At 64.3% G+C, this 25,931-nt stretch carries 24 protein-coding genes; 15 read left to right on the top strand and 9 right to left on the bottom strand.

Features of this window, described 5'->3' with window-relative positions; translation table 11 throughout:
* Positions 1 to 19 precede the first annotated feature (19 nt).
* The 3 genes from ybgF (at position 20) to ftsH (ending at position 4,292) form a co-directional block, all read left to right on the top strand.
* Positions 20 to 985 carry a tol-pal system protein YbgF gene (ybgF, locus tag ACFELO_RS01945; RefSeq protein WP_440958894.1) on the top strand — a complete coding sequence of 322 codons (966 nt, stop codon included), beginning with the start codon at positions 20 to 22 and terminating at the stop codon, positions 983 to 985.
* An 8-nt stretch (positions 986 to 993) separates the two neighbouring features.
* Positions 994 to 2,277, top strand: coding sequence for a tRNA lysidine(34) synthetase TilS (gene tilS, locus ACFELO_RS01950; protein ID WP_440958895.1), 1,284 nt, complete (start codon positions 994 to 996; stop codon positions 2,275 to 2,277).
* An 83-nt stretch (positions 2,278 to 2,360) separates the two neighbouring features.
* A complete protein-coding gene (gene ftsH, locus ACFELO_RS01955; RefSeq protein WP_440958896.1) occupies positions 2,361 to 4,292 on the top strand; it encodes an ATP-dependent zinc metalloprotease FtsH in 1,932 nt (643 codons plus the stop codon).
* Positions 4,293 to 4,366: 74 nt separating this feature from the next.
* On the opposite strand, the gene ACFELO_RS01960 is transcribed toward ftsH, so the two are convergent.
* The 3 genes from ACFELO_RS01960 to ACFELO_RS01970 are packed head-to-tail and all read right to left on the bottom strand — an operon-like array spanning position 4,367 to position 6,685.
* Entirely contained in the window at positions 4,367 to 5,473 is a 1,107-nt protein-coding gene (locus ACFELO_RS01960) for a hypothetical protein (RefSeq protein ID WP_440958897.1), read from the bottom strand.
* A gap of 43 nt (positions 5,474 to 5,516) precedes the next feature.
* On the bottom strand, positions 5,517 to 6,263 hold the full coding sequence (locus ACFELO_RS01965; protein WP_440958898.1) for a helix-turn-helix domain-containing protein: 747 nt from the start codon (positions 6,261 to 6,263) through the stop codon (positions 5,517 to 5,519).
* 56 nt (positions 6,264 to 6,319) lie between these two features.
* The gene (locus ACFELO_RS01970; RefSeq protein ID WP_440958899.1) at positions 6,320 to 6,685 is read right to left on the bottom strand and encodes a hypothetical protein; all 366 of its coding nucleotides are present in this window, start codon (positions 6,683 to 6,685) and stop codon (positions 6,320 to 6,322) included.
* Positions 6,686 to 6,877: 192 nt separating this feature from the next.
* Between ACFELO_RS01970 and ACFELO_RS01975 the strand changes: the two genes are divergently transcribed.
* A complete protein-coding gene (locus ACFELO_RS01975) occupies positions 6,878 to 7,810 on the top strand; it encodes a LysR family transcriptional regulator (protein WP_440958900.1) in 933 nt (310 codons plus the stop codon).
* Positions 7,804 to 8,643, top strand: coding sequence for a dihydropteroate synthase (folP, locus tag ACFELO_RS01980; protein WP_440958901.1), 840 nt, complete (start codon positions 7,804 to 7,806; stop codon positions 8,641 to 8,643). Before ACFELO_RS01975 ends, folP begins: the two co-directional genes overlap by 7 nt.
* On the opposite strand, the gene ACFELO_RS01985 is transcribed toward folP, so the two are convergent.
* From ACFELO_RS01985 to ACFELO_RS01995, 3 genes are all read right to left on the bottom strand, one after another.
* Complete coding sequence (locus tag ACFELO_RS01985; RefSeq protein ID WP_440958902.1) at positions 8,631 to 9,260, bottom strand: ankyrin repeat domain-containing protein; 630 nt, start codon at positions 9,258 to 9,260, stop codon at positions 8,631 to 8,633. The two genes, folP and ACFELO_RS01985, sit on opposite strands and share 13 nt — an antisense overlap.
* 61 nt (positions 9,261 to 9,321) lie before the next feature.
* Positions 9,322 to 11,397 (bottom strand): DEAD/DEAH box helicase, encoded by a 2,076-nt coding sequence (locus ACFELO_RS01990; RefSeq protein ID WP_440958903.1) that lies wholly within the window; start codon positions 11,395 to 11,397, stop codon positions 9,322 to 9,324.
* Positions 11,398 to 11,564: 167 nt separating this feature from the next.
* Positions 11,565 to 13,361: an ABC transporter ATP-binding protein gene (locus ACFELO_RS01995; protein ID WP_440958904.1), complete on the bottom strand. Its 1,797-nt coding sequence runs from the start codon at positions 13,359 to 13,361 to the stop codon at positions 11,565 to 11,567.
* 388 nt (positions 13,362 to 13,749) lie between these two features.
* Between ACFELO_RS01995 and thiD the strand changes: the two genes are divergently transcribed.
* Positions 13,750 to 14,631, top strand: a complete 882-nt coding sequence (gene thiD, locus ACFELO_RS02000; protein ID WP_440958905.1) for a bifunctional hydroxymethylpyrimidine kinase/phosphomethylpyrimidine kinase — start codon at positions 13,750 to 13,752, stop codon at positions 14,629 to 14,631.
* Here thiD and ACFELO_RS02005 read toward each other — a convergent pair.
* Both ACFELO_RS02005 and ACFELO_RS02010 read right to left on the bottom strand, forming a co-directional pair.
* The gene (locus ACFELO_RS02005) at positions 14,628 to 15,527 is read right to left on the bottom strand and encodes a DMT family transporter (RefSeq protein ID WP_440958906.1); all 900 of its coding nucleotides are present in this window, start codon (positions 15,525 to 15,527) and stop codon (positions 14,628 to 14,630) included. The genes thiD and ACFELO_RS02005 overlap by 4 nt on opposite strands.
* Positions 15,524 to 16,657, bottom strand: a complete 1,134-nt coding sequence (locus ACFELO_RS02010; protein WP_440958907.1) for an aminotransferase class V-fold PLP-dependent enzyme — start codon at positions 16,655 to 16,657, stop codon at positions 15,524 to 15,526. Before ACFELO_RS02010 ends, ACFELO_RS02005 begins: the two co-directional genes overlap by 4 nt.
* A gap of 128 nt (positions 16,658 to 16,785) precedes the next feature.
* Here ACFELO_RS02010 and ACFELO_RS02015 point away from each other — a divergent pair, with 128 nt between their 5' ends.
* The 7 genes from ACFELO_RS02015 (at position 16,786) to ACFELO_RS02045 (ending at position 24,378) form a co-directional block, all read left to right on the top strand.
* Positions 16,786 to 17,952, top strand: a complete 1,167-nt coding sequence (locus ACFELO_RS02015; protein WP_440958908.1) for a phosphoserine transaminase — start codon at positions 16,786 to 16,788, stop codon at positions 17,950 to 17,952.
* Between the two features lie 92 nt (positions 17,953 to 18,044).
* A complete protein-coding gene (locus ACFELO_RS02020; RefSeq protein ID WP_440958909.1) occupies positions 18,045 to 19,334 on the top strand; it encodes an adenylosuccinate synthase in 1,290 nt (429 codons plus the stop codon).
* Positions 19,335 to 19,531: 197 nt separating this feature from the next.
* Positions 19,532 to 20,020, top strand: coding sequence for a DUF892 family protein (locus ACFELO_RS02025; RefSeq protein ID WP_440958910.1), 489 nt, complete (start codon positions 19,532 to 19,534; stop codon positions 20,018 to 20,020).
* Between the two features lie 41 nt (positions 20,021 to 20,061).
* Positions 20,062 to 20,505, top strand: coding sequence for a PA2169 family four-helix-bundle protein (locus ACFELO_RS02030; protein WP_440958911.1), 444 nt, complete (start codon positions 20,062 to 20,064; stop codon positions 20,503 to 20,505).
* Positions 20,506 to 20,598: 93 nt separating this feature from the next.
* Positions 20,599 to 21,447 carry a helix-turn-helix domain-containing protein gene (locus ACFELO_RS02035; protein WP_440958912.1) on the top strand — a complete coding sequence of 283 codons (849 nt, stop codon included), beginning with the start codon at positions 20,599 to 20,601 and terminating at the stop codon, positions 21,445 to 21,447.
* A gap of 37 nt (positions 21,448 to 21,484) precedes the next feature.
* Entirely contained in the window at positions 21,485 to 23,008 is a 1,524-nt protein-coding gene (locus ACFELO_RS02040; RefSeq protein ID WP_440958913.1) for a serine hydrolase, read from the top strand.
* Between the two features lie 95 nt (positions 23,009 to 23,103).
* Positions 23,104 to 24,378 carry a dipeptidase gene (locus ACFELO_RS02045; protein ID WP_440958914.1) on the top strand — a complete coding sequence of 425 codons (1,275 nt, stop codon included), beginning with the start codon at positions 23,104 to 23,106 and terminating at the stop codon, positions 24,376 to 24,378.
* Positions 24,379 to 24,448: 70 nt separating this feature from the next.
* On the opposite strand, the gene ACFELO_RS02050 is transcribed toward ACFELO_RS02045, so the two are convergent.
* Positions 24,449 to 24,961 carry a hypothetical protein gene (locus tag ACFELO_RS02050; protein ID WP_440958915.1) on the bottom strand — a complete coding sequence of 171 codons (513 nt, stop codon included), beginning with the start codon at positions 24,959 to 24,961 and terminating at the stop codon, positions 24,449 to 24,451.
* 160 nt (positions 24,962 to 25,121) lie between these two features.
* Between ACFELO_RS02050 and ACFELO_RS02055 the strand changes: the two genes are divergently transcribed.
* Both ACFELO_RS02055 and ACFELO_RS02060 read left to right on the top strand, forming a co-directional pair.
* A complete protein-coding gene (locus tag ACFELO_RS02055) occupies positions 25,122 to 25,346 on the top strand; it encodes a RebB family R body protein (protein WP_440958916.1) in 225 nt (74 codons plus the stop codon).
* Positions 25,347 to 25,363: 17 nt separating this feature from the next.
* Positions 25,364 to 25,885 (top strand): hypothetical protein, encoded by a 522-nt coding sequence (locus ACFELO_RS02060; protein ID WP_440958917.1) that lies wholly within the window; start codon positions 25,364 to 25,366, stop codon positions 25,883 to 25,885.
* Positions 25,886 to 25,931: the final 46 nt, after the last annotated feature.

Genomic DNA, 25,931 nt, shown 5'->3' on the forward strand with positions numbered 1-25,931 from the left:
CTGAACAGGACCCGTGCGTATGACTCGTCTCGTTTTGATCTCCCTGTCCGCCCTGGGCCTTCTGGCCGCCCTGGCCGCATCTCCCGCCGAGGCGCAATCGCGTCGGGAGCTGGCCGCACGGCTGGATGCGGTCGAGGCGAGGTTGGCCCAGGTCGAGACCCGCGCGCTGCAAGGCGATCCGGTGGCGGAAACCCTGATGATGCGGGTGGATGATCTGGAACGTCAGCAGCGCGTGCAGACCGGCGAGATCGAACGCCTGAACTTCGAGAACCGTCGCCTGCGTCAGGAGCTCGAGCAGCTGGGCGTGAATGTGGATCGTCTGTTCTCAGGCGGTTCGGCCTATGACGCCGGCAATGGTCAGGCCGCTTCGGGCGGGGATCCATTGTCGCTGGGCGGTCCGTCCGACCTGCTCACCTCTGACGAAATCGATGAGAGCGATCCTTACGCGCAGGCGCGCGCTTCAACCGTGCAGCCGCTGGGCGCCTCGGGTCAGCAGACCGCACCGCGGGGCCCGTCCCTTGATACGCGTTCCCAGAGCGGGGCGCAGGCTCAGCTCAATGCCGATGTGAGTTCGCTTGCGGCGCCGCCCGAGCCGGTGATGGATGCGGACACCCTGTTCGAGACCGCCAATGCCCGTCTTCTGGATGGCGATTTCGGCGGTGCGCGCGAGCTTCTGCGCGACTTCACCCAGACCTATCCTGAAGACCAAAAAGTCGGCCAGGCCTGGTACTGGCTGGGTGAGACCCATTTCATCAATGGCGATTTCCAGGATGCGGCGGATTCCTATATCGCCTCTCTGCAGGAAGATCGTCAGGGGCCGCGCGCTCCGGACGCCCTGGTCCGTCTGGGCGCCTCTCTGGCCGCACTGGGCGAGACGAACCGCGCCTGCCAGGTGCTGGCGACCTTCCCGTCCGAATTCCCGCGTGCGGGTGAAGACGCCCGGCGCAAGGCCCAGCGCGAGACCTCCCGGATCGGCTGTCGCTAGAGGTCGGGGTGACTGACGCCCTCGCGCTCGGGTTTTCCGGAGGCGGAGATTCCACCGCGCTTCTGCACGCCTTGCGGGCGAGTTTTCCAGAAACGCTGCTGCATGCCCTGATCGTGGATCACGGCCTGCGTCCTGAAAGCGCGGAAGAAGCCGCAGACAGTGCTGATTATGCCCGTGATCTGGGAGCGGAGCCGCACATCCTGCGCTGGTCGGCTCCGCGCAAGAACCAGGCTGCCGCGCGACAGGCGCGTCACACCTTGCTGGCCGGCGCCTGCGAAGGGCTGGGCGTCTCCCTTCTGTGCCTGGGTCACACGCTGGATGACCGGATCGAAACCCTGCGCATGCGGGCCAATCGCGAAGGCGGCTGGCGGACGCTGACCGGGATGACGCCGCTTGATGCGTCGCCGGTCTGGCCAGAAGGGCGACATCTGATGGTTGCCCGACCACTGCTGGGGCTGAGACGCGAGCAATTGCGCACCTATCTTGAACGCATTGGCGCGCGCTGGATTGATGATCCGTCCAATGACGACACGCAGTTTGAGCGCATCCGTTTGCGACAGGAGGCCTATCCGCCGGGCGGTCCAGCCGAACACGGCTTGCTGAGCCTGTCCGATCAGAGCCTGGACGCCGAGCGGCTCTTGCGCGGCGCGGCCTGGCGTCTGACCGAGCGGGCGGTCGAGATCACGCCCTGGGGCGGCGCGGTGCTGGATCGGGACAAGTTCACCCTGGCTGCACGGCCCATGGCGTTACGCGCGCTGGAAGCGGTGATGATGGCGGTGTCAGGCGAAGCCCGGACGCCGTCCCCTGATGGCGTCGAGGCCTGTCTTGATGCGCTGGAGCAGGGCGAGGCCCACACCCGGTCGGGCGTACTGCTGACGGTGGAGGGGGTGATGGGGCGCGATCCGGGCGCTGTACTGGGTCGGGCCGATGGCGGCGCCGAGGCGTTGAGGCTCGAGCTTGAGGCGGGAGATGTCGCGCTGTTTGACGGGCGCTTCGAAATCCATGCCGATCAGGATTGCCGGGTGGAAGCCCTGGGGGACCGACCGGCGCCCGAGGGCGTTGAGCTGTCATCTGTGCCGGCGACGTTGCGGCAGTCCCTGACCTCGATCATTTCACCTCAAGGTGATGATATTCTGGCTTTACCCGGATTTAAGCCCGATGCGACTGACAATTGGCCGCTGCTTTGCATGCTCAGACTCAGGCGCTGGCTGCTTCCGTGCGAGGCTCCGGCGTGGTTTGATGGGGATAAATCTGCGGCGCATATCCGCGCAGCACTGGCGAAACCGGCCTGACGCCCCAATATCAGGCATGACGAAATGACGACAGCCTCAGATGCGCGCCCGGTCGAAGGCGGCGCGGACAAGGACACAGACGGATGAATATGCGCAATATCCTGGTTTGGGCGATCTTGCTGGTGCTGCTGCTGGCCCTGTTCAACATGCTTCAGGGACCCAGCCAGACCGCGCCATCGAACGAGATCAACTATTCCCAGTTCATGAACCAGGTCGAGAGCGGTCAGGTCAGTGCGGTCACCATTCAGGGCGACACGATCACCGGCCAGACTACGGGCGGCGCCACCTTCCGCACGACGGTGCCCGAAGATGAGAACGTCACTCCGGCTCTGCGCGCCGCCGATGTGGACATCACCGCCCAGCCCCCGAACGAGGGCGGCATCAGCCCGCTGGGCATCCTGATCAACTGGTTCCCGATGCTGCTGCTCATCGGCGTTTGGATTTTCTTCATGCGTCAGATGCAGGGCGGCGGTCGCGGCGCCATGGGCTTTGGCAAGTCCAAGGCGAAACTGCTGACCGAAAAGACCGGCCGGGTCACCTTTGACGATGTGGCCGGCATTGATGAGGCCAAGGAAGAGCTTCAGGAGATCGTTGAGTTCCTGAAAGACCCTTCCAAGTTTCAGCGTCTGGGCGGCAAGATTCCCAAGGGCGCCCTGCTGGTGGGCCCTCCGGGCACGGGTAAGACGCTGACCGCGCGCGCTGTTGCGGGCGAGGCGGGCGTGCCCTTCTTCACCATTTCCGGTTCGGATTTCGTGGAAATGTTCGTGGGCGTCGGCGCATCGCGTGTGCGCGACATGTTCGAACAGGCCAAGAAAAACGCGCCCTGCATCATCTTCATCGACGAGATTGATGCGGTAGGTCGTTCGCGCGGCGCCGGTCTTGGCGGCGGCAATGACGAACGCGAGCAGACCCTCAACCAGCTGCTGGTGGAGATGGACGGGTTTGAGGCCAATGAAGGCATCATCCTGATCGCCGCCACCAACCGTCCGGACGTTCTCGACCCGGCGCTGCTGCGTCCGGGCCGCTTTGACCGTCAGGTCGTGGTGCCGAACCCGGATATCACGGGCCGCGAGAAGATTCTCAAAGTGCATATGCGCGATGTGCCGCTGGCTGACGATGTGGATCCGAAAGTCATTGCGCGCGGCACGCCGGGCTTCTCCGGCGCGGATCTCGCAAACCTTGTGAACGAGGCGGCGCTTCTGGCCGCGCGTCGCAACAAGCGCATGGTGTCCATGGCCGAGTTCGAGGACTCCAAGGACAAGGTCATGATGGGCCCCGAGCGGCGCACCATGGTGATGACCGAGAAAGAGCGCACGCTGACCGCCTATCACGAGTCCGGCCACGCCATCGTGGCGCTGAACGTGCCGGCGGCGGACCCGGTTCACAAGGCGACGATCATTCCGCGCGGTCGCGCGCTGGGCATGGTCATGCAGCTGCCTGAAACCGACAAGATGTCGATGACCCATCAGGAGATGACCTCGCGTCTCGCCATCATGATGGGCGGCCGGGTGGCTGAAGAGCTGAAATTCGGCAAGGAGAATGTGACCTCCGGCGCCGCCAGCGACATCAAGCAGGCGACCCGTCTGGCTCGCGCAATGGTCACCCAATGGGGCTTCTCTGAAGAGATCGGCCCGGTGGACTACGGCGAGGATCAGGGCGAGGTGTTCCTGGGCCAGCAACTGGTGCAATCCTCTTCCATCTCCGCGGAAACCGCCGCCAAGATCGAGAAAGAGGTCAAGGCGCTGGTCGAGGGCGGTCTCAATGAGGCGCGTCGCATCCTGACCGAGAAGAAAGACGACTGGGTCAAGCTCTCCGAAGGTCTTTTGGAATACGAGACACTCTCGGGCCAGGAAATCATTGAGCTGCTTCAGGGCAATCCGCCGCATCGCGACACTGATGTGCCGCCCAAGGCCGATGACGGAACTCCGCCGTCTGGCGCGCTGCCGGTCATCGATGATGACGAGGATGAAGCGTCAAACCCCGGCGGGCTTGAGCCCAAACCGGGCGGCGCCTGATCAAGGCTCCATCGTTACAGAAAAAGCCCCGCGTCAGAGATGACGCGGGGCTTTGAGTGTCTGGGGACAGGTCTTTAGCGTGCGATGCGCACGCCGTCCGCTTCTTCAAGCGCGGCGGTGACGCCCCAGCCGCCAAAGGTCTCCGAGACAGCGAATGTCAGGGTGTTCTCGCCATCTTGGAGGTTCAGCGGCACGGCTACATGTCGGGTGATGGTGCCGAGATAGCGGTAATCGCGGCTGCGCCAGTCATTGTTGCCGACGAACAGGCGCTCGCCATTCAGGAACACCTGCACCCGGTCCGAATATCCGAACCTGACCAGCGCGGTGCGGTCGCCATCGGCAATGAGCGAGGTTTCCGCCAGCACCGTATCCCCCTCAGAATGACGGGTGACGCTGGCGAGGTTGGCGATGTCATTGTAGGCGACTGGCAGGTCGGTCCAGCGCGACCGGCTGGCGCGCAGGGTTTCAATCGGGGTGTCGCCCAGTGCGTCCTCGCTGAACGGATCAGACACGCGCCAGGTCTCGACCAGATTGGCGACGGGCTCGGCCATCGGGCGTTCGGAGCGACCGACGATTAGCGGGTTCGCCTGCGCCTCCACTTGCACATTGCGCACATAGCCCGACGCCACGCCATTGGGCGCCAGCTGCCAGAACCCGACCCAGCCCGAGCGATCCTCACGCTGCAGGTCCGGCACATGGTGGACCAGCTGGCCATCCATGAAGATGTCGGCCTTATTCTCGGCTACGACCACGCGCACATCCATCCAGCGGTTCAGGCCGTGATTGACCTGGCTGATGGCGTCGGGATCGGAGAAGACTTGCCACGCCGTCACATTGTCATGGGCGGGCGTATACTGCACGGAATCGGGCAGGTTGTTGAGGTGGTGACGGAAGTAGAACTTCTCCCAGTCGCCGACACCCTGACCGCGCCACAGAACGCCGGTATGACCCGGAGAACCGCTGATCGCCATCTCGAAGCGGATTTCTCCGGTCTCGAACTGTGATCCATCGATCCAGATCACGCCGTCCCGGAAATGCAGCGCCTCACGGCCCAGAAACTCGGTTGTTTCCGCAAGGCCTGCTTCGATGCGCCAGCTCATCCCTTCAAATTGCAGGGTGTCCTGGGCGAAGGCGGGCGCGCTTATCACCGCGCACAGGGCGGCGGTCGTCATCAATCTCATGGTCTCAAGCTCCAGCAAAGGGACAGATGGCTTGAGACTGGTCTTAGACGGCGGCGGCGGTCTTGAATATTTCGGACTCTACGGACCTCTCCGCATGCAATGCGGCGGGGGAGAGCCCGCAGAGCGCCTTGATGGCGCGACTGAGATGGGCCTGATCGCTATAGCCTGTGGCATAGGCGATGTCGGCCCAGTCCGGCGTGACATGAAGATCAGCGTGCTCGACGGCGCAGAGGGCGCGGATCTGGCTGGCGAGCGCCTTGGGTCCGATCCCCAGCCGCCCTGTCAGGGCGCGATGCAGATGGCGTTCGCTGACCCCGGCGCGCCGGGCGAGACTGGCGGTGCGGATCTGCCCACCGGTTCTGCGCACCAGGCTTGCCGCCCAGATCGCCAGAGCATCCTGCGACCGCCGGGGCGGATCCGGACAGAGCGTCAGGGCCGGGAAATCGCTTTGCGGCAGGATGGCGTCAATCAGCTCGTCCGGGCGCACGCCCAGACAGCACACAGCGTCTTCGGGGGCGATGAACACGCCTTCCAGAACGGTTCCGGGCGGCGGCGTGTAAAGACGCGGGGTGCGGATCGGACCGAAGACCCAGTGCTGACGATCCACCAGCGCGCCATCGCGTTGGAACCGGCTTTCGGTGACAAGGCTCAGCCGGGTTTCGGGAAGCACCCTGTGCGGGGGCGTGTCAGCCTCAAACCCGGCGTCATGACGCCAAAGACGCCGTGAGCGCCCCATGGGGGTGTGCGCCTCGTGATAGGCGCCGAGCCGGGAAATCCATTGCACCGTCATGACAAGGCCGATAGCGGCCCTGTCATGACAGTTCAAATCGCATCTGCGTGAGCGGCCTAGTTGCCGGCGCCGGCGGACGGGGCGCCTGCCATGCGGGTCTGGGCGGCGGACAGGTTGGATGCGAGCACCGGATTGTTCGGGGCCAGCGCCACTGCAGTTTGGCATTCAGCAGCAGCATCAGCGGCTTGGCCCAGCTGATACAGCGCGATACAGGCATTGGCGTGGGCTGCAGCGCGAACGCTGGTGCGGGCGCCGCCTTCCAGCGCTTCACGGGTGAAGTGCAGCGCGGTTTCCCATTCGCCCTGATTGAGGGCGCGGACGGATCCGCGGATATCGGAATCGGCCACGCGGACCGGGGTGAATTCCTGGACCGGAGCGCCGGTCAGTTGCAGGGCGAGCACTGCGGTGGCAAACACGGACATATCAGCCTCCTAAAGAGCCTTTTCAGCGAAAGTGGATACCGGTTTCGCGGTTCGAAAAGGCGACCATCACAAGGTTGGAGTCGATGAGGTCGAACAAGGACGACCGAAACGGCTCCAGGTTATAATGTGAATATGCCGCGCTGCAGCATATGTGCAATTGACTGAATCCGCATATCTGGTATTCAAACGTGAATGGATAACTGGTCAGACTATCACCTCGCCCTCGCCGTCTTCGAAGCTGGCAGCCATGCCGCCGCCGGACGGGTCATGGGGCTTAGCCAGCCGACGGTCAGCCGCCGGATGCGCGCCCTTGAATCGCATCTGGGCGGCGCCCTGTTCGAACGTCGGGGCGATATCCTCACGCCCACCGGGCTCGGCCGCTCTGTGATTGATCACGCCCGGAACATGCAGGATGAGGCCGCCGCCATCGAGCGCGCCGCCCGCACCGGCCATGAACGGATCGAGGGACGGGTCACGGTCGCCGCCAGCGACGGCATTGGCGCGGACTGGCTGCCCGGTGCCCTGACCCCGCTTCTGCAGGCGCACCCGGACCTGTCTGTCGAGCTGAAGATCGGTTTCGAGCCGGCGAACCTGGCGGGCGGAGACGCCGATATCGCGGTGCGCTGGGGACAGCCCGGCCCGCAACACTCCCTGCTGGCGCGACGCGCGGCGGAAGTGGGCACCGGCATGTACGCCGCCCAGAGCTATCTTGACCGCTTCGGCGCGCCGCAGACCCTTGATGATGTGGCCGATCATGTTGCGGTGGGCTGGGCCTCGCCCATCGCCTTTCAATGGCCGCGCACCCCGATTGGCGATGAACTGCGCCCCCGCCGCGATGTAATGGTGGCCGCTCACCCCAGTGCGCACCTTGAAGGTCTGCGCAATGGTCTGGGACTGGGCATGACCTCGCACCGGCTGGCGCGCGCCCGCCCGGGACTGGTGCGCATCCTGCCCGATTTCGAGGTCATGATGGATTTGTGGCTGGTGGCGCATGGCGCCGTACGCCGGTCGCGGGCCCAGGCCACGGTGCTCGATCATATCGCCGAAGCCCTGCGCGCCGACCGGGATCACTTCCGCACGGGTGAGCCGTCCCGTTATGGACAGGAAGACACTCGGCCATGCTAGCCTTTCCCATCCGGCCACACGCGGATGGGCGCCCGCAAGTGATGGGCATTGTGAATGTCACGCCGGACAGTTTTTCCGATGGTGGACGGCACGCATCCATGCAGGCCGCGCGTGATCACGCACTGGGCTTGCTGGATGCAGGGGCGGACTGTCTTGATATTGGCGGGGAAAGCACGCGCCCGGGGGCGGAGCCGGTTTCCGTCGCGCAAGAGCTTGATCGCGTCATCCCTGTGATCGAGGCGATCAGCGCTGAACGCCCAGATGCGCAAATCTCTATCGACACCATGAAGCCCGATGTGGCGCGCGCGGCCGTGCATGCGGGCGCGGGTCTCTGGAATGATGTGAACGCGCTGCGCGCCGCGGGCGCGCCTGAAACCGCGATGGAGCTGGGCGTTCCGGTCTGCCTGATGCACATGCAGGGCGAACCGCGCACCATGCAGGCCGATCCGCACTATGATGATGTGGTCAATGATGTGGCTCGCTATCTGGGTCAGCGGGCCGGCGCTCTGCTTTCAACCGGGTTTGACCGCGAGCTGATCGTGCTCGATCCGGGCATCGGCTTTGGCAAGACGCTCGCGCATAATCTCAAGCTGATCGCCTCGCTGGAACACTTCGTCTCGCTGGGCCTGCCGGTGCTGTTCGGCGCTTCGCGCAAACGCTTCATCAACGCAATAGACGAGACCGCGACCGACGCCATGGACCGGCTGGGCGGGTCGCTCGCCGTGGCGCTTCACGCGGCTCGGTCGGGCTGCGCCATCGTGCGCGTGCATGATGTGCGCGAGACCGCGCAGGCGCTCAAGGTGCAGGTGGCGATTTCCCGTTACGCAGACTGACGCCCGGCCAGAACCGACCACAAGTCAGCATCGCCCAGCACACGCTCGCTTGTCCGCCACTCCGCTTCGGGCTTGAGCCCGGCTTCAATCAGCAAGGCCGCGCACTCGACATGACCACTGCGAGCGCCGGGCGGGGGATCGAGCCGGCCCTGAACCGCCCATCCCAATGGCGTGCCGTGATGCTGCGTGTCGCGCAGGAAAATGTAGACGCCATGGTCGATCAGGCGTTTGACAAGATCGGGCATGCCCATGATCGCGGCCCAGTGCAGGGCCGTTGAACCAAAGACGCCGCGCGGGTCCGGATTCGCGCCCTTGTCCAGTAGACGATGCGCGATGGCGGGGCAGGACAGGCTGATGGCGCTGATCAGCAGGCTGTCGCCATTGGCCGGGTGAATGGCGTCCAGATCCGCCCCGGATGAAATCAGGATATTTGCAAAGGCCAGACCCTGCGTATCACTGATCCGCCCGTCAAAGACGCGGTCGCAAACAGCATGGATCGGATGAGGCGCGTGATCGCCATCCCTCACAGGCGCATTGGTCAGATGCGGTTCCTGACCCAACAAGCGTGTCAGGGCGTTTGCGTCTTGTGTTTCAAGGCATTGCAGGAGCGTGGACATAAAACAAGCCTGCCGCAGGGCGGCAGGCTTGTCCTGTCCGACTCATGACCTCTTGGTCAGATTAGCTGGTCTTGCGCTTGATGCGTTTCAGCGGACGGTCGCCGCCTTCAGACTTCTTGAAGCCGGACGGCTTGCCGCCTTCGGCTTTCTTGAAGCCCGGCTTGCCGCCAAACGGCTTGTCGCCATCGCGCTTCTTGAAGCCGTCGCGCTTGCCCGCATAGGGCTTGTCGCCGAAGGAGCGTTCACCGTCACGTTTCTTGAACGCAGGCTTGTCGCCATAGGAGCGCTCGCCGTCACGCTTCTTGAAGTCGCCGGACTTGCCGCCCTTGGGCGCCCAGTCGCGCTTGGGACGGGTATCGCCGCGGGCATCATCCATGGCGCCCGAGAAGAAGTCGTCATCATCGTGCGAGCGCTTGGCGGCGCGTTCGGCCTTGCCCGGGCGCGGGGCGCGCTTGGGCTTGCCACGATCACGATCGCCGCCGCGCGGACCATTGCCAAAGCCCGGCCCTGCGGTTTCAAACGGCTCGTCGCCTGCGATTTTCACATGGACGTTCTTGTCGGTCTCACGCGGCTGGTTCATGGAGTCCGTGAAGCCGTCAATCTTGTCTTCGGCGATCTGGAAGCGGGTCGCGGTCTCGCCAATGCGGATCGCGCCAATGTCATTGCCGACAATCCCGCCGACGCGGCAGATCAGCGGCACCAGCCAGCGCGGCTCGGCGCGTTGCTTGCGGCCCAGATCAATTTCGAACCACTGACCGGCGTCAAAGTCTTCACGACCCCGACGCGGACCCCGGTCTGCGCGCTCTTCGCGTTGACGCTCCGGCGGCGTGCCCGACAGCTCTTCAGGCGCGGGCAGGCGGCGTTCCAGCTCGGACAGGAAGGCGGCGGCCAGCTTCTCGGCGCCGAAGCGTTCGATCAGCTCGCGAACCTCTTCAATCCGGTCCTCGTCCAGATCCTTGGCCAGAGCCGGGTGATCGCCCAGACGCTCACGGTCTTTCTCACGCACCAGATCGGCGTCCGGCGCATCCACCCACTCAGCCTGAACCTTGGCTTCGCGCAGCAGACGGATGACCCGGCCCTTTCGAGAGCTGGCGACGACAAAGACGCTGGTGCCCTTGGCGCCCGCACGGCCGGTCCGGCCAGAACGGTGCAACAGGCTTTCGGCATTGGTCGGAGGTTCGGCATGGACCACCAGATCCAGACCCGGCAGATCGATGCCGCGCGCGGCGACGTCGGTGGCGACGCAAACGGTCGCGCGGCCATCACGCAGCGCTTGCAGCGCCTTGGTGCGTTCGGCCTGGGTCAGCTCGCCCGACAGCGCCACGGCATGGAAGCCGCGATTATGCAGCTTCGCGGCCAGACGGTTCACCGCATCGCGGGTGGCGCAGAACACCAGCGCGCGCGGGGCGGCGTGGTAACGCAGCACGTTGATGACGGCGTTCTCGCGGTCATGCCCGGCCACGGTGTGCGCCAGATAGGTGATGTCGGCGTGCTGGTTGGTGGCGCTCAGGGTCGAGATGCGCAGCGCGTCGCGCTGATAGGTCTCGGCGATGCGCGCGATCTCTTTGGACACGGTGGCCGAGAACAGAAGCGTGCGGCGCTCTTCGGGAGCCGAGCCCAGGATGAACTCAAGGTCCTCGCGGAAGCCGAAATCGAGCATTTCGTCGGCTTCATCAAGCGCAATGGCGCGAATGTTGGACAGGTCCAGCGCCTTGCGTTCGATATGGTCGCGCAGACGGCCTGGCGTGCCCACGACGATATGCGCGCCGCGTTCGAGCGCCCGGCGCTCGGTGCGCGGATCAAGACCGCCCACAGCGCTGGCGAGCTTTGCGCCCGCTTCGGCATAGAGCCAGTCAAGCTCGCGCTGGACCTGAAGGGCCAGTTCGCGGGTCGGGGCGATGATCAGGGCCAGAGGCGCGCCAGCCTGCGGCAGGCGGTCTTCGCCCGCCAGCAGAGTGCCGGCCATGGCCATGCCGAAAGCAACGGTCTTGCCAGAGCCGGTCTGGGCGGAGACCAGCAGGTCCCGGCCATCGGCCTCATCGGTCAGCACAGCGTTCTGGACGTCAGTAAGGGTCTCATAGCCCTTCGCCTCCAGCGCCGTGACCAGCGCGGAGGGGATGGTGTTGGGGAAACTCATATGTACCTCGCAAAGGACGTCGCCTCACAATCCCTTGCTTGAGGCAGTCCCGAAAACCTTGTCGCGCGGAGATCCCCGGCGCGACTGAGCGGCGGCTGATAGCAGGCCTCGCATCGAAAAGATACGAAAAACCTGCATCAGCCCCGAAAAGGCCTTGATTGGACCGCTCAGGCCTCGGCCAGCGCAGCCAGACGCGCATAGACGCCTTCACCCTGGCTCGCCAGTTCGTCATGGGTGCCCTGTTCCACGACCCGGCCCTTGTCAAAGACCAGGATGCGGTCCGCATCGCGGATAGTGGACAGGCGGTGGGCGATGACAATGGCGGTCTTGCCGCGCGTCACCTCTTCCATCGCCAGCTGGACATCGCGTTCGGTCTCGTTGTCGAGCGCGCTGGTCGCCTCGTCAAAGATCAGGATCGGAGCGTCCGCCAGCACGGCCCGGGCAATGGCGATCCGCTGACGTTCACCGCCCGACAGCTTCACCCCGCGCTCGCCCACCAGCGTGTCATAGCCTTTGGGCAGGCCCATGATGAAGTCATGGGCGCGGGCGCGGCGGGCCGCATCCTCGACCTCCTCTGGGCTGGCGTCAGGCCGGGCATAGGCGATGTTCTCCGCGATTGAGCGGTGAAACAGCGCCGGGTCCTGGGGCACTAGCGCGATGGACTGGCGCAGGCTCGACTGGGTGACCGAGCGCACATCCTGACCATCGATGACAATGGCCCCGTTTTCGACGTCATAGAGACGCTGGACCAGCTTGACGAAGGTGGACTTGCCCGACCCGGTGGGGCCGACCAGCGCCACTTTCTCACCCTTGGGGATGGTCAGGCTGAAGCCGTCATAGAGCGGCGTATCCTGACCGGAATAGGTGAAGCGCACATCCTGGAACGCGATCTCGCCGTCGCCCGGCGTGAAGTCGGGCGCGCCGGGAATGTCGGCGATCTGGGCGTCGGTGCGGGCGAAGGCGGCCAGATCCTGGATCTCGTCCAGACCGCGCTGGACGTTCTGCACCTCTTCGCCAAAGCGCCGCATATAGCCCGCCATCATCAGGAAGGCGGTGATGCCGAACACCACATCGCCCGCCGTGGCGTCACCTTCGGTCCACAGTTTCAGCAACAGGCCCGCAAGGCCCGCCTGCAACAACAGAACGGCCGTCATCTGGATCAGCCAGGCATTGGTGAAGCGGTACCAGGTCTTCTTCGCCGCCGCCCGCCAGGTCCAGGCCATGGCATGGAAGCGGCTGTCCTCACGCGCTTCCGCGCCAAAGCTCTTCACCGTGGCGACGCCGGAGATGACATCTGCGATGGCGCCGCCAAGCTCTGAGTCCCGCGCATTGGAGATCACGTTCTGGGGCCGGATGTAATAGGTCGACACCAGCACGGTCAGCTCGATGAAGGCGAAGGTCACCGCCAGCGCGTAGATGCCTACGATCGGCCAGTGGATCAGCATGTAGACGCCAAGCGCCACCATCACGCCGATGGACGGGATCATCGAGAACCACAGCGTGGCGGTGATCGTGTCGTACGCCCACATGCCGCGCGTGATCTTGCGCACCACCGCGCCGGCAAAGGCATTGGCGTGCCAGTCCGCGCTGAAGCGCTGTACCTTGGCGAAGGCTTCAGAGGTCATGTCCGCCATGTTGGCGCTGGAGAACGGGATCTCGCAGCGGACCATGATCTGCCGTGCGGCGTTCACCAGCACAGCCAGCCCCACAAACACGGCGAGCGCGGTCCAGTGGCTCTGCCCGGTCGGATCGGCGTTCGCGCCGCTGATCGTATCGATCAGCTGGCCGGCGGCCACGGGAATGAAGACGTCGGCCAAAGTGGCGAGCGCAGAGAAGCTCACTACCAGGCTGAACAGCCAGGGGCGCCGCCGCCACTGGCTGGCGACAAAGCGGAGTACGGCGAAATTGGAAAGAACCCGCTCGGTTTGAGCGTCCTGGTCCTCGAACTCTTCGAAATCGGTCATCTCGGTCCTGCATGCGTGCGCGTCGCCAGGGCCGGAATCCGGCTGCGGGCAAGGGCGCGACCTTATATAAGCTGCGGAAGAGGCGAGGGATTTAGCGATTGGGCCGAACGCGATGCGCGCTCAGGTCCGCGGTTGCTGCGACGCTCACCGCCCGGGTTTCACCAGGCCGCCGCGGCTATCAAGATCGTGGCACGGGTCCGAGAACTCCTTCTGGACAGACACTCTGTCAGGGGAGGGTGTGCTTACTCCATTCCCGCCTCAGGGGCCAGCCATCCGCGTCAAAACCGTGGCGTTCCGGTTTCAGTGTGTCTGATCGGGCACACCCGTGGCGCTTGCGCCCGTCACCGTCACCGACTAGCTCAGGCCCATCACAGGACGGAGCACGACCATGACCGACGCCAGCGACACGCTCGACGAGACCCAGTTTGAAGATCCCAAGGGCCGGGTGCTGATCATCGCCGGGTCGGACAGCTCGGGCGGCGCGGGCATTCAGGCCGACATCAAGACGGTCACGGCGCTGGGGGGCTACGCCTCGACCGCGATCACTGCGGTCACCGTTCAGAACACCCAAGGGGTGACCGGCGTACACCCGATCCCGGACGACGTGATTGCGGCCCAGATCCAGGCGGTGCTGTCTGACATCGGAGCCGACGCCATCAAGACCGGCATGCTCGCCAGCGTCAGCACCATTGAAACCGTGGTCAAGGCGCTGGATGAGGCCGAAACCGCAGGCCTGCCGTTGATCGTCGACCCGGTCATGGTCGCTGGCTCTGGCGATAAGCTGATCAGCGAGGACACGGCCGAGGCGATCCGGACCCTGCTCTTGCCGCGCGCCAGCCTGATCACCCCGAACGCGCCTGAAGCCGCCGTGCTTGCGGGCGGGACGATCGAGGATCTTGATGACCAGCGCGCCGCCGCCGATGAGCTTCTGGAGATAGGTGCAAAGGCCGTGCTGATCAAAGGCGGGCATCTGGAGGGCTCTCAGATCATTGATCTTCTGGCGACCCGCAATGGCGTACGCCTGTTCACCCGCCCGCGCATTCATACCCGTCATACCCACGGCACGGGCTGCACGCTGGCGAGCGGCATCGCCGCTTTGATGGCGCAAGGTCTGGGGCTGGATCGCGCGGTCGAGATGGCGGGCGATTACCTTTACGAAGCGATCCGCCGCGCGCCCAAATTCGGCAAGGGGAATGGCCCGGTCCAGCATGGCTGGACGGTCAACGCGTCTGAATTCGCCCAGGCGCCGGTTCGGGGCGATCTCGACTAGGGTGCGGGCTTCGGCTTGCGGCGGGCGACATAGACGCCGAGCAGGATGACGCCGAGCGCGATCATCGTGGTGAGCGTCATGGGTTCGCCGCGCAGGAGCCCGATCACCGCGGCGACCACCGGAACCATGTAATTGATCAGCGCCACGAACGACGCGCCGACCTTCCGCGCCACGCCCATATAGACAATGGTGGCGAGTGCGGTCGGCAAGAGCCCCAGAGCCAGCACCGCGAGCATCGAGGGCAGGCTGGGGAGGATCGGCGGACCGGCGATGAGGTCGTAGAGCGCCACCGGCAGGCTCAACAGCGCCGCGCAGATCATCGACCCTGCTGCGATGACGCTGGGCGCGGTTTCGGGCGAGGCCTGATAGGTCACCGCGTTGGCGGCATAGCTCAACGTGGCGATAAAAATCAGAAGCTGGGCGAGAAAGTCCGCCTCCAGCATGCCCTTCAAGGCCGCAGGTCCCATCAGGATGACAATGCCGGAAAAGCCGATGAGAAAGCCCGAGGCTTTCCTGAGGCTCAGACGTTCATTGGGCAGGATGAAATGCGCCGCGGCGATCACGGTCAGCGGCATCATCCCCATCAGAATGCCCGCGATCCCCGACGGCACGGTCTTCTGACCAATGGCGATCAGGGTGAAGGGCAGGGCGTTGCCCAGAAAGCCAAGCGCGAGGAACCAGAGCCAGCGCACATCCTTGAGGGGTGGAAAGCGGCGGCGGCGGTAAAGCGCCCAGCCGGTCAGGATGACGGCGGCGAGGCTCAATCGTCCCAGCACGATGAGGGACGGCGGCAGGGTGTCGACGGCAACGGCGATGAACGCAAACGCGCTGCCCCAGACCAGCGCCAGCAGGCCAAGCGCACCCCAGCCTTTGGGGCCCGGAGCGTCAGGCGTCATCCCAGTATGGCTTTCAAGGCCGAGACGAGGCGGTCCACGTCTTCAGGCGTGTTGTAGATATGGGCGCTGATCCGCAGGCGCGGCCCGCGCTGGGATGCGTGCACATCCTGCTCGCGCAACAGGCCCGCCAAGTCAGACGGCGCGTCCTCAGGCAGGCTGAGTGACAGATAATGCGGCGCCTGATCGGGAATGTCGGCGTGAAGGCCCAGCGGTTTCACCGCTGTCTTGATCGCGCTGCTGGTCGCCGCGCAAAGCCGGGCGACTTCTGAAATCCCGATCTCGTTCAGCATGCGCAAGCTTTCTAGCGCGGCCGGCAGCAGCTGGTGATTGGCGCGTTCGCCCATGTCAAAGCGGCGCGCGCCCGGCGCATAGGTGTCGCGATAATCAATGAGGCGCGTGAAGTCCTGCGCGTCGCTGCGATTGATCCAGTTCTCTTCCAGCGGCACGCCTTGCTGGTGGCGCGGCGCGACATAGAGATAGCCGGTGGCATAGGGGCCCAGCATCCATTTATAGGCGCCCGCCACCACGAAATCGGGATCAACGGCTTTGAGGTCAAACGGCATAACGCCCAGCGATTGCGTCAGGTCGAGCACGAGCGCTGCGCCCTGCGCCTTCACGGCTTTCGAGACGGCGACGAGGTCAATCCGCCCGCCATCAATCCAGTGCAGCGCGCCGCAGGCGACCAGCGCGGTCTTCTCGCCGATGGCGTTCAGCAGGGCGTCCGTCCAGGTCTGGGTTTCTGCCCGGGACACCGTGCGGATCACCGCGCCGGTCTGTTTGGCCAGTGCGCGCCAGGTGTAGACATTGGAGGGGAATTGCCCGTCGAGGATGACGATCTCATCGCCCTCTTTCAGCGCAATATTCCGCGCCGCCGTCGCCAGCCCGTAGGAGGCGGCGGGCACGATGGCGATGTCGTCCGCAGCAGCCCCGAACACTTTCGCCGCTTCCGCCCGGACGCTTTCGGGCAGGTCAAAGAACAGCGCGTTCGTGGTGTGTCGCCAGGGCGCCATCTTGTTGCGGAAGGCCGCATGACCGGCCTCGGCGGTGCGGATCGCCAGCGGACCCGACTGGGCGGCGTTGAAATAGGCGGTGGAGGCGGGGATGTCGAACAGGGCGCGATAATCAGTCATGGCTTTTGCGCTACGCTTCGGGCCTAAGAGGGTCAAGTGAGGATTTTCCAACCTTTGCGCAATTGACCGCACATGCAGCACGGCCTACCGGTGAACCTCCATTGTCATAAAGCTGAGGTCATCGTGTCATGACGGTTCTCAAACCCACCAACCGCCCCAATGACGCCCGCTTCTCCTGCGGGCCCACCAAGAAGCGTCCGGGTTGGGAACTCTCTGCATTGGCCGCCGCCCCGCTGGGGCGCACGCACCGGGGCGGCACGCCGAAAGCGCGTCTGGCCGAAGCCATCGAGCGCACCGCGGCGATCCTCGAGATTCCGGACGACTACAAGGTGATTATCACCCCGGCCTCCGACACCGGCGCCATGGAAGGCGCCATGTGGTCCATGCTGGGCGCGCGCGGCGTGGATGTGCTGGCGTGTGACGAGTTTGGCGGCCGCTGGCTGATCGATGCCCGCGACGAGCTCAAGCCTGAAGGCCTGACCATCCATCACGCCCCCTATGGCGTGGCGCCGGACTATTCCAAGGTCGATTTCAACAATGATGTCGTCTTCACCTGGAACGCCACGGCGGCGGGCGTGCGCGTGACCGATGGCGACTGGATCAAGGATGACCGCGAGGGCCTGACGATCTGTGACGCCACCTCGGCGGCGTTCGCGATGGATCTGCCGTGGTCCAAGCTCGATGTGACCACGTTCAGTTGGCAGAAATGCATGGGCGGCGAAGCCCAGCATGGCATTGCCATCCTCAGCCCGCGCGCACGTCAGCGCCTGCGCGAGTATCGCCCCAGCTGGCCGGTGCCGCGCATCCTGCAGCTGTTTGAAGCGGGTGATGAGACCGCCAAGATTTATGAAGGCTCCACCATCAACACGCCGTCGCTTCTGTGCACCGAGGATTATCTCGACGCGCTGAAATGGGCGGCGAAAGAGGGCGGCGTCTCGGCGCTGATCGACCGGACGCAGGCCAATTTTGATGCGTTGGCGGACTGGGTCGAGAAGACCGACTGGATCGATTTCCTGGCCCAGGAGCCGGCCACCCGCTCGCAAACCTCTGTGACGCTGAAGTTTTCCGGCAAGGAACTTGAGGGCAAGTCCGAGGAGGAGCGCTGGGCGGTGTCGCGCCGCATGGGCGTGCTTCTGGATCGTGAGGAAGCGGCGTTTGACGTCATTCCCCACCCCAAGGCCCCGGCGGGTCTGCGCATCTGGTGTGGTCCGACGATTGATGCCGACGATGTGGTCGCCCTTGGCCCGTGGCTGGACTGGGCCTATCACGAAGCGCTTTCCAACCCGGCGGACTAGGCGTCCACAGCGCTTTGCCAGCGCGCTTCTTGCCCCTGGGCTGAGAAGCGCGTAAGCCACCCCCGGTTTTTCCGCGATACGGAGTATGCGCGATGTCCAATGTTGTGGTTGTCGGCGCCCAATGGGGCGATGAGGGCAAGGGCAAGATTGTCGACTGGCTGTCTCATCGCGCCGACGTGGTCGTGCGCTTTCAGGGCGGTCACAACGCCGGTCACACGCTGGTCGTGGACGGGGTGACCTACAAGCTGTCGCTGATGCCGTCCGGCGTCGTGCAGAAGAAGCTGTCCCTCATTGGCAATGGCGTGGTCGTTGATCCCTGGGCCTTCATCTCCGAGATCGAGAAAGTGCGCGAGCAGGGCGTGGATATCAGCCCCAAACTGGTGCGCGTAGCGGAAACCGCGACCCTGATCCTGCCCGTCCACCGCGAACTCGACGCCATGCGCGAGAATCGCGATGACGGCATGAAGATCGGCACCACCCGTCGCGGCATTGGCCCGGCCTATGAAGACAAGGTGGGCCGTCGCTCGGTGCGCGTGATCGATCTGGCGGACGAAAAGCAACTGCGTCGCCGGGTGACCGAGCTTCTGCATCACCACAACGCCCTGCGTCGCGGCATGGGTGTCGAGGAAGCGGATCCTGATGCGCTGGTTGCAGAGCTGCTGGAGATCGCGCCGAAAATCCTGCCCTTCGCCGACCCGGTCTGGCGCACGCTCGACAAGGCGATGGCGGACGACAAGAAGGTCCTGTTCGAGGGGGCGCAGGGCGCGTTTCTGGATGTGGATCACGGCACCTATCCGTTCGTGACCAGCTCCAACACGGTCGCGGGTCAGGCCGCCGCCGGTTCGGGCGTCGGCCCGGGCAAGGTCGGGTATGTGCTGGGCATTGTGAAAGCCTACACCACCCGCGTGGGCGAAGGCCCGTTCCCGACCGAGCTGACCGATGACGTCGGCAAGAAGATCGGTGAGCGCGGACGCGAGTTCGGCACCGTCACCTCCCGCCAGCGTCGCTGCGGCTGGTTCGATGCGGTGCTGGTGCGCCAGTCGTGCAAGATCAATGGCATCAACGGCGTGGCGCTGACCAAGCTGGATGTGCTCGACGGTTTTGACGAGCTGAAGGTCTGCATCGGCTACAAGTTCAATGGCGAGATGTATGACCGCCTGCCCGCCGGCACGGGCGCCCAGGCGGGCGTCGAGCCGGTCTATGAAACCTTTGAAGGCTGGTCGGGCTCGACTGCGGGCGCGCGATCCTGGGCGGACCTTCCGGCGCAGGCCGTGAAATATGTGCGCCGCATCGAGGAGCTGATCGAGACGCCGGTGGCGCTGCTGTCCACCAGCCCTGAACGCGACGACACGATCCTGATGCAGGATCCCTTCAAGGGCTGATCCTCAGCACAGATGAACGACAAAGGGCGGCCCTCGGGCCGCCCTTTTTGTTTGCGCCGCAGCACGTTGCGCCTGCAGGGAAATTGGAACGCGTCCTGCCCGGAGGCGTTGAGTCGGCACGATACCCGAACGCGAACCTGTGACCGTCCCCCCATTGTCCCTGTTCGTGGATCGCCACCCCGCTGAGGAGACGTGTGATGAACAGCTTGAAAGATCTCTATATCGACCAGCTTCAGGACCTTTACAGCGCGGACAAGCAATCGCTGTCCGTCTCCAAGGAGCTTGTGAAGGCCGCCTCCAATCCCGACCTCAAGGAAGCGCTCGAGCGCAGCGTTGTGGGCATCAGCAAGGGCATGGAAAAGGTCAAAGGCCTGATCCAGGACCATGGCGCTGACCCCAGGGGCGAACATTGCAAGGGCATGGAAGGTCTGGTCTCGGAAGTCCGCGCCCATGCCCTGGACGCCGAGATCAGCGATGACGCCGTGCGCGACGCCTCGATCATCGCCCAGACCCAACGCATGACCCATTACGCGCTGGCCGGCTATGGCGTGGTCCGCGCCTTCGCCCAGCGTCAGGGTCTGAAAGCTGACGCCGAAGTTCTGCAGGACTGTCTGGATGAGACCTATGGCGGTGATCGTGAGCTCACGCGCATCGCCGAAACCCAGGTCAACGCTGCAGCGGCCTAGAGCCGCCGCCGCTCATCCCCAAATCTTGAATGGAGGTCCTCATGGGACACCAGACCGCACAATCACTGAACAATATTATCCCGATCCTCATCGACAGCCGACGTGGCTATGAGATGGCTGCTGATCTGTGTGACGATGATTATGCGCACAAGGCGAAGTTCCTGAAGAAGATCGCCGAACGCGCCGCCATCACCGCCGAGTTCCAGGCGCATGTGCGCCTGCAGGGTGAAGAGCCCAAGGAAAAGGGCGGTCCGCTGGGCAGCCTGCACCGTCTGCTGACCGGCATGAGCAAGAATTTCGGCTCAGAGGAGAAGACTGCTCTCAAGGCCATCGATGATGGTGAGGGCTTCCTGCAGCAGGCCTGCGAGACCGAGCTGGAGAAAGACGATGTGGACTCGGTGGGGCGCAACCTGCTCAAGCAGGCGCTCAGCTCCGCCAAAAGTGGTCAGGCCTATGCCGAAGCCGAGGCTGAGGCGGACGCCTGATCCGGGCGCACTTGCGTTGCATCTGACACGATCGTCACTTGCATCCTGACAGGGGCCGGCGATCCTTCGTCGGCCCTTTGTTATGGAGCCCCTGTGTCCGAGACGTCTGCATCCGCTGAAACCGCCGCCCGTATCGCCCTGGCGCCGCAAAGGCGTCGGCTTCATCAGGGCGCGCAAGGCGAACTGGTGCTGAGCTATTATCCGTCCGGCCATTACATGGCCGAGCACGCCCATGACGTGGACCAGCGCTCGATCATCCTGTCAGGCGGACTTGCCGAAGACACACCTTCACACAGTGCAAGACCCGGCGCCCGCCAGACCGGCTTCAAGGCGGCCGGCGTCCGTCATGAAAACCGCTATGGTCCGCAGGGCGCGCTGATCCTGGCGCTGAATGCCGAACCGCAAACGGTTATGGGGGCGGGCTGGGGCTGGGCGCCGGCGCCATCCGCGACGCACATCGGCGCTCTGGTGTCTGCGGTGACGGCTCAGCGTGAGTCCGCTCAGGACGCGCTTGATGATCTGGTGGCCCTGCTGTCTGAGCAGTCAGAGGGGACGGATGCGCAAACGCCCGGCTGGCTCTTGCGTGTGCGGGAGACCGTGCTTGAAGATCCCGATGCAGCCAATATCGAGGCCTTGGCCGAGGAGGCCGGGGTGCATCGCGTGCACGTGTCGCGCGCCTATAGTCGATATTTTCACGCTCCGATCAGTCTGGACCGTCGCCGGGCCCGGATGGGACGGGCGGTGCGGGCGTTGATGGAGCAAGGCGCGACGGTCGCAGAAGCGGCGTTCGAGGCCGGGTTTGCCGACCAACCGCACTTTGCGCGGACGCTGAAAGCTGAAACGGGTCTGACGCCACGCACGCTGATGCGGGTTTTCAGGGATGTGTGCGCATCGCCGTCAGAGGTTACAAGCGTTCAAGAGCGGTCTCGTCGATGCGCCTAAGCTGAAGCCTTGATGAGACTTTGTCCTGGAGGCTGATTTGCGAAACTTGGGTCTGACTGTCTGCGCCGCCGTACTGAGCGCGAGCATCCTGCCCGCCTTGTCTGTGGCGCAGAGCCCGCAAGCGGCTGCGGAGCGGATGGAAGAGTTTCTGTCGGGCTTCCCGGATCTGGGTCCGGGCTATGCCGTCGTGGCAGTGACCGCAGACGAGGTTCTGATCCGCCATGTGGAGGGCGTGCGCCGGGCCAGCACCGGCGCGCCGCTGACCGCAGATACGCCGATCTATGTCGCGTCGCAGACCAAGGCCTATATGGGTTTGCTGGCGGCGCGGCTGGATGCGGAAGGCGTGCTGAGCCTGGACTCCACCCTGGCTGATCATTGGCCGGATGTGCGCTTTCCGGACGGGGTGGACCCGGCGGCGTGGACACTGCGCGATCTTCTGAGCCATCAGGTTCCGGTCGAGGCGGAGCTGATCACAATGCTCGAAGCCTATGTCACCCGTGTTGATCCGGCGGATTATCCGGCTTTGATCGAGGCGGTGATGACCGCGCGCAAGCCCGGCTTTGACTACAGCAATCTGGGCTACAATCTTTATGGCGCGATCCTGGAGACGGCGACGGGGCGCACCTGGCAGGACTGGCTGGATGAAGAGGTCTTCACGCCGCTCGGGCTGGAGCACACCAGCGCTCGCACGTCTGACTTCAGTCTCGATGAGCAGAGCTGGAACCATATCTGGACCGGGCCTGAGGGCGGCTGGTTTGAAGTGAGGCCCAAGACAGACGGGCAAATGCAGTCTGCGGGCGGGATCACCACTTCGCCCAATGACATGATCAGCTGGCTCCAGATGAATCTGCGCGGCGAGGGACCCGCTGGCAGCGGTCTGACCGAGGCGATCATCACAGACGCCCAGACCATCGCCGCCGAGGTGAGCCGGGATGCGCGCAATGCCTATGAGCTGCCCTGTTATGGCTATGCACTGGGCTGGAATGTCTGCGATTTTGAAGGCCATACGCTCTACGCCCATGGCGGCGGCTATACCGGCGCGCGCACCATGATGGCGTTTTCGCCCGATCTGGGCGTGGGGATCGGCGTATTCTCCAATTCCGACAACATGACGGGCTGGCTGACCAGCCGCACCATGATCCAGTTCCTGCAGTTCGTGATCGACCATGAAGATGCGGATATGTGGATGGCTGAACGCCAGCGGCAGTATCCGCTGCGGGTCGAGCGCCTGCTGGAGCAGCGGCTTGAAAGCGTTGAGGCGCACCGGGCTGATCCGGCGTTCGGGGATTGGAGCTGGACTCCCGACGAGGCCGCTTTGTCAGACTATGTCGGCGTCTATGAGAACCCGGCGATGTATGCGCCTGTGACGGTCCGGATCGAAGAGGGGCGCCTTTACGCCGCCTGGGGCGATTACGCTTTTACGGGGGAACCTGCGCAGCCGGATGTATTCGGCCTGCAGCAGCACCCGCTGGATGACCTGCTGCCGCTGGAATTTGAGCGCAATGCAGCGGGCGAGATCATCGCCTTGAGCTATGAGGACGCGCGCTTCCAGCGTCGCTGATCACGCATGTGTTTATGCTTGGCCGCGCCTTGGCCTTGCCCCTCTGCCCCGGCGGGGACTAGCCTTCGCTGTCCTATAAAACAGGGGAGAGGGCGATGAAGGCTTGGATGGCAGGCGTTGCAGCGCTGGCGCTGACCGGTTGTGTGAGCGTGGAGTATTCCGAAGAGGCGGGCTATGTCCCGGTCGCGGATGAAGGCGCCTACGCGCTGCGCGGCGCCGAGGCGCTGGGCGCGACGGATCGTTCCCTGCATGATCGCGTGCTGACCATGGACACCCATGTGGACATTGGTCAGGGCTACGCCACGGCGGCGCTCGATCCGGGCGGTTTCACCCGCGCCCAGGTCGATTTGCCGAAAATGCGTGATGGCGGGCTCGATGCGGCCTTCTTCATTGTCTATGTCGGCCAGGGCACGATCAGCCCGATCGGCTACGAGGACGCCGCCGCGCAGGCCGAGGACAAGTATCAGGCCATCATGCGGATGATCCGCGGCTATCCCGACCAGATCGCGCTGGCGACCACGGCGGATGATGTGGAAGCCATCCATGAGTCCGGTCGTCTGGTTGCGTTGATCGGCATGGAGAATTCCTGGCCGCTGGGCGAGGACCTGTCCAATGTGGCCATGTGGGCCGAGCGCGGCGTGCGCTATGTCTCGATCACCCATTTCGGCAATAACCAGTTTGGCGGCAGCTCGAACCCGAACCTCGCCCAGGGCGATCCGACCGAGGATCCCGGCCTGACCGAGCTGGGACGGGGCCTGGTGCGTGAGCTCAATGATCTGGGCGTCATGGTGGACGTGTCTCACGTGGGCAAGCGCACCATGATGGAAGCCATCGCGCTGAGCCGCGCGCCGGTGATCGCCAGCCATTCGGGCGCCCGCGGGGTCTATGACCATCCGCGCAATCTGGATGACGAGCAATTGCGGGCGATCCGCGACAATGGCGGCGTCGCCCAGATGGTCGCTTTCCGTCGCTATATCGGGGAGGTGGATCCGGAGCTGGCTGAGGCCGAACGCGCGCTGGCCGAGGAGATGGGCTTTACCAGCCGGGAAGCCTTCGCCAGCGCCAGCGAGGCCCAGCGGGATGCCTATCAGGCGCGTTTGCGCGCGCTGCGGGCCTCGATGAACGACATCACGATCTCCACCCTTGCTGACCATATCGATCACGCAGTCGAGGTGGCGGGCATCGATCATGTGGGTATTGCATCGGACTTTGATGGTGGCGGCGGCGTTGGCGGCTGGGATGACGCCAGCACCACCCCGGCGGTCACAGCCGAGCTGATGGCGCGTGGTTATTCTGAAACCGACATCGCCAAAATCTGGGGCGGCAACCTGCTCCGCGTCATGCGTGCGGTGGAAGCAGCGGCACGCTAGGGCCTCGTAACATCTCTCATTTCAGCGCCGGCGCCCTGTGGCGTCGGCGTTGTCATGTGGGCGCACACCTTCAGGATGTGGCTCCGCCTCTGCGGTCCTGCGCACCCACCCGTTGCAGCCTTTGAACCGTGCGCAGGCTGATGCCGCACAGATGCGCCACTTCGGCGGTGGACGCGCCCGCATTGAGCGCCTCAACGGCGATAAAGCGCCGGATATTCTCGATAAATCCGGACTTTGACTGGATCTCCACATAGCCGGTCTGTCCGGCATTGTTCATCACCACCGAGGTGAAACGCGGCGAGCCGGGAATGTCGGCGAGCACTTTCTGCGTGCTGATCCGCCGCGAGGCGTGCCGGTCCAGATAGGCCAGGCCGCGCGCGACCCCGCATTGAAAAAACAACTCTACGGTGAACCAGTTCAGGTGCGGGCTGAGGGCGTCAAAGTGCGCCTCGATAAACTGCACCAGACTCGGGTCCTGCGTGGCGTCCAGCTTGGGCGCAATTAATTTGTAAGGCGCATCAGCGCTTTGGGGTGGTTCCGCCAGTGTCTCCATCTGGCCGTCATCGATGCAGTAAGAAGTCACCCTGTCTCTCCCCTAGGCTGTTTTTATCCGCAGGAGTGCGGTTCCTTCTTTGTTCGGCTTCAATTTAAGCGCGAAGTCAATCTGCAACGCAAGGGACATTGTCGCCGTAGCGACTCTCGCATTGGTTGTGTTTGGTTAACGGGTACTCAGGAGGCGAGACATGGCGACGAATGACGAGGTCAACGGGAAGATTACCGATGCGGTATCGCAAACCGCGGTCGGTGTGTTGGCCGAAGCGCCAGCGGTAGCGATTGGCGCGCTCTATCAAAGTCTGGCGAACGCCAATGGTCTGGCGCTGTCGAACTCTGTGTCCAACCAGCAGAACCTCAATCAGCTCAATCCTTCGATCGTCGCCCAGGCGATCGCGAAGATTAACGGCGGCTAGGCCGGAAGGAGCACCAGATGGCGAGACAGCCCACATCCAGAACGCCCCGCTCCCGGTCGCGCAAGACCGCTTCCAAGTTGGGGGGCTCGGCGCAGACAGCCGGGCAGGTCGCGGAAGACGAGGCGCTGGAAGACGCCGTTGCCGACGCCCAGAAGCTGGCGGACGCCACGATCTCTTCAGCTGACGACAAGTTGCAGACCGCCAACCTGCCCACGGCGACCACGCCGATCCAGAAGGCGGCCAGCTTCAACCAGGCGCAACTGACCGCCCAGACGGGCGAGGTGCTTGGCGCGCTGGAAAGTCCGCTCGCCGATCAGGCGGCCGTGATGATGCTCGAGGATTTGCGCGGCTACATGCAGGGCTCCGAACAACTGGTCCTCGCCGCCTCAGGTCAGGCGATGGCGTTGCTGCTCGATCCGGCCACGCAGGATACCGGCAAAAAGGCGCTTCAGGAGCTGGCCACCTGGCAGACCTCGCTGATCACCTTCTCGGGATCGGTCACCACCACCGCCAGCACCATCAAGACTGACTTTGCGTGATGAGACGCGCCCAGCCCATCAGACGGGCGCCCGTGCGCGGGCCTGC

This window comes from Oceanicaulis sp. LC35, from assembly GCF_052055585.1.
In the GTDB taxonomy this organism is placed as follows: Bacteria; Pseudomonadota; Alphaproteobacteria; order Caulobacterales; family Maricaulaceae; genus Oceanicaulis.